The 3,561-nt window shown below is 38.2% G+C and carries 3 protein-coding genes; 2 read left to right on the top strand and 1 reads right to left on the bottom strand.

The annotated features are described in order from the left end of the window. Window positions 1–198: 198 nt before the first annotated feature. Complete coding sequence (gene gap, locus A1D25_RS00060; RefSeq protein WP_157393691.1) at window positions 199–1,203, bottom strand: type I glyceraldehyde-3-phosphate dehydrogenase; 1,005 nt, start codon at window positions 1,201–1,203, stop codon at window positions 199–201. Window positions 1,204–1,487: 284 nt separating this feature from the next. Here gap and trpB point away from each other — a divergent pair, with 284 nt between their 5' ends. Together trpB and trpA are read left to right on the top strand one after the other, a co-directional pair. After that, a complete protein-coding gene (gene trpB / locus A1D25_RS00055; protein WP_157393690.1) occupies window positions 1,488–2,675 on the top strand; it encodes a tryptophan synthase subunit beta in 1,188 nt (395 codons plus the stop codon). Next, window positions 2,675–3,484, top strand: coding sequence for a tryptophan synthase subunit alpha (gene trpA, locus A1D25_RS00050; protein WP_157393692.1), 810 nt, complete (start codon window positions 2,675–2,677; stop codon window positions 3,482–3,484). The genes trpB and trpA overlap by 1 nt, the downstream gene beginning before the upstream one ends. Window positions 3,485–3,561: the final 77 nt, after the last annotated feature.

The raw sequence follows: 3,561 nt of genomic DNA, 5'->3' as shown, positions 1-3,561 counted from the left end.
ACTCACACCGTTGATGGTAATGTTACGTTAAATGCTCATTTTGCTAAAACATTAGATAAGAGTACTATTTCTGGCGAAATTAATAGTAATAAAATGGGTAAAATTACCTTAGTATAATTGGATACAACAAATTGGGGTTTATCATCAGTCTGAGCTAGGCATTGAGCCTAGCTTTTACTATCAATAAACCAATTAAAATTAGCCTTTGTAGTTATGTACTAAAGAAACTAAGTCTAATACTTTATTTGAATAGCCAGTTTCGTTATCGTACCAAGATACTAATTTAACGAAAGTATCTGTTAATGCGATACCTGCTGCAGCATCGAATACAGAAGTTTCCACTGCACCGTTGAAGTCTGTTGATACTACTGCATCTTCAGTATAGCCTAATACACCTTTCATTTCGTTTTCAGATGCACGTTTGATTTCTGCACAGATTTCAGCATAAGTTGCTGGTTTTTCTAAGTTTACAGTTAAATCAACAACAGAAACGTTAGCTGTTGGAACGCGGAAAGCCATACCAGTTAATTTACCATTTAATGCTGGTAATACTTTACCTACTGCTTTCGCTGCACCTGTTGATGAAGGAATGATGTTTTGTGATGCACCACGACCACCACGCCAGTCTTTTGCAGATGGACCATCAACCGTTTTTTGAGTTGCTGTTGTTGCGTGAACTGTTGTCATTAAGCCTTCTTTAATACCAAATTTTTCGTGGATTACTTTAGCTAATGGTGCTAAACAGTTAGTTGTACAAGATGCGTTAGAAACGATATCTTGTCCTGCGTATTTGTCAAAGTTTACGCCGTTTACGAACATTGGTGTGTTATCTTTAGATGGACCAGTTAAAACAACTTTTTTCGCACCTGCTGTGATGTGTTTACGTGCTGTTTCATCATCTAAGAATAAACCAGTTGCTTCAACTGCAACATCAACACCGATTTCGTTCCATTTTAAGTTAGCAGGATCACGTTCAGCTGTAACACGAATAGCTTTACCGTTTACAACTAATTGACCATCTTTAACTTCAACAGTACCATTGAAACGACCGTGAGTTGAATCGTATTTCAACATATATGCCATATAATCAACATCGATTAAGTCGTTAATACCTACAACTTCGATATCATCACGTTGTTGAGCAGCACGGAATACGATACGACCAATACGACCGAAACCATTAATACCAATTTTAATTGCCATAGATTTTCCACCTATATTTAAAGTTAAACAAAACTTGTTTCTTCCTGTTTGGAAAGTTACGCTAATTATAGCATAGTCTTTTCCTTTTTTTACAACAGAAAGCTCATTCGCAACTATAACAGATAAATTTTGTGTGATCTATGTCAAATTTTTAAAAAGAGTGGCTTGAAAATAACAAATAGTGTTTTAAATAAATCGGCTACAATCATATCCAAAGATTAAAGTTTACTTTGTACTAGTTTAATAGTACACTTGATGAAAATAGTATTGATGAGGAAAGCAATATGAACACGCTTCTAAACCCTTATTTTGGTGAATTTGGGGGAATGTACGTCCCTGAGATTTTAGTTCCAGTCTTAAAACAATTAGAGCAAGCCTTTGTAGATGCTCAAAATGATCCACAATTCCAAGCGGAATTTACTGATCTACTAAAGAATTATGCGGGCAGACCAACAGCTCTCACGCTTTGTCGTAATTTAACTCAGGGAACGAAAACGAAACTTTACTTAAAACGTGAAGATTTATTACACGGTGGAGCTCACAAAACGAACCAAGTATTAGGGCAGATTTTATTAGCTAAAAAAATGGGTAAAACTCGTATCATTGCAGAAACTGGAGCTGGGCAGCACGGTGTAGCAACTGCACTTGCTTGTGCAATGTTAGCAATGCCTTGTGTGATATATATGGGAGCTAAAGATGTTGAACGCCAATCACCAAACGTATTTCGTATGCGTTTAATGGGGGCGGAAGTTATCGCTGTTGAGAAAGGATCTTGTTCATTAAAAGATGCCTGCTGTGAAGCAATGCGTGATTGGGCTGCCAATTATGAAACTACCCATTATTTACTTGGTACAGCAGCAGGGCCACACCCATTTCCAACAATAGTGCGTGAATTTCAAAAAATGATTGGAGAAGAAACGAAACGCCAAATTATGGAAAGGGAAGGACGTTTGCCTGATGCTGTTATTGCAGCTGTTGGTGGTGGATCAAATGCAATCGGAATGTTTAGCGATTTTATCGCCGAAGATAATGTGAAATTGATTGGGGTAGAACCCGCAGGAAAAGGCATTGAAACAGGTGAACACGGTGCACCACTAAAACACGGTACAGTTGGTATCTATTTCGGAATGAAATCGCCAATTATGCAAGACAAAGATGGACAAATTGAAGAATCTTATTCCATTTCAGCAGGGCTTGATTTCCCTTCTGTTGGGCCACAACACGCCCATTTAAATGCGATTGGGCGAGCTGAATATGTTTCAATTACCGATCAAGAAGCCCTTGATGCTTTCCAAGCACTAGCAAAAAATGAAGGGATTATTCCTGCATTAGAATCATCACACGCTTTAGCTTACGCATTAAAATTGGTTAAAGAAAACCCAAATAAAGAACAATTACTTGTTGTGAATTTATCGGGGCGTGGAGATAAAGATATTTTTACGGTAGATAAAATTTTAAATGGAGAGCAATGATGAACCGTTTTGATACCCTTTTCCAACAGCTAAAAGCAAAAAATCAAGGGGCTTTTGTTCCATTTGTAACACTTTGTGATCCTGATTTTGAACGCTCATTTGAAATTATCGAAACCTTAATTGCAAATGGTGCTGATGCACTAGAATTAGGCTTCCCATTTTCCGACCCCTTATTAGATGGCCCTGTTATTCAAGCCGCCAATAAACGGGCACTAGATGCAGGGTATAGCACTGATGCTTGTTTTGAATTACTTGCAAAAATTCGAGCAAAATATCCGACCATACCAATTGGATTATTGCTTTGTGCGAACCTTATTTTTGTGCCGACAGCTGAACAATTTTATCAACGTTGCCAACAAGTTGGCGTTGATGCGGTATTAGTTGCAGATATTCCCGTAGATTATGCCCAAGAATTTACTCAAGTTGCCAAAAAATACGGGATTGCACCAGTCTTTATTTGTCCGCCCAATGCGGATCAAGCCACCATTGAGAAGATCGCACAAAATACTGAAGGCTACACTTACCTAGTTTCACGTTCTGGAGTAACAAGTGCAGAAAATCAACAGAATGCGACTAATCTCGATCATTTAATTGAAGCTCTCAAGCGGTCAGATTCCGCCCCAATTTTGCAAGGCTTTGGCATTGCACAGCCAAGCCAAGTGAGAGAATCTTTACGATTAGGGGCTGATGGTGCAATTTCAGGATCTGCGATTGTGAAAATTATTGAGCGTAATCTCAACAATCAACCTAAATTACTCAGTGAGTTAGCAGAATTTGTCAAAAATATGAAAGAAGCAACCGCTTTATAAATCAGAGCGTATAGGTTGTGTTCTATATCCTTTTATCGTAGGGTGGGCTTTAGCCCACCACAGACTGATGACAAACC

Source organism: Ursidibacter arcticus (assembly GCF_009761375.1).
Classification (GTDB): Bacteria; Pseudomonadota; Gammaproteobacteria; order Enterobacterales; family Pasteurellaceae; genus Ursidibacter; species Ursidibacter arcticus.
The sequence above is the reverse complement of the archived record's forward strand: the minus strand, read 5'-3'. Positions and strand labels throughout refer to the sequence as shown.

Excerpts from the sequence above, each read along its gene's own strand:
- gap (WP_157393691.1), bottom strand. The coding sequence starts at position 1,203 with ATGGCAATTAAAATTGGTATTAATGGTTTCGGTCGTATTGGTCGTATC.
- trpB (WP_157393690.1), top strand. The coding sequence starts at position 1,488 with ATGAACACGCTTCTAAACCCTTATTTTGGTGAATTTGGGGGAATGTAC.
- trpA (WP_157393692.1), top strand. The coding sequence starts at position 2,675 with ATGAACCGTTTTGATACCCTTTTCCAACAGCTAAAAGCAAAAAATCAA.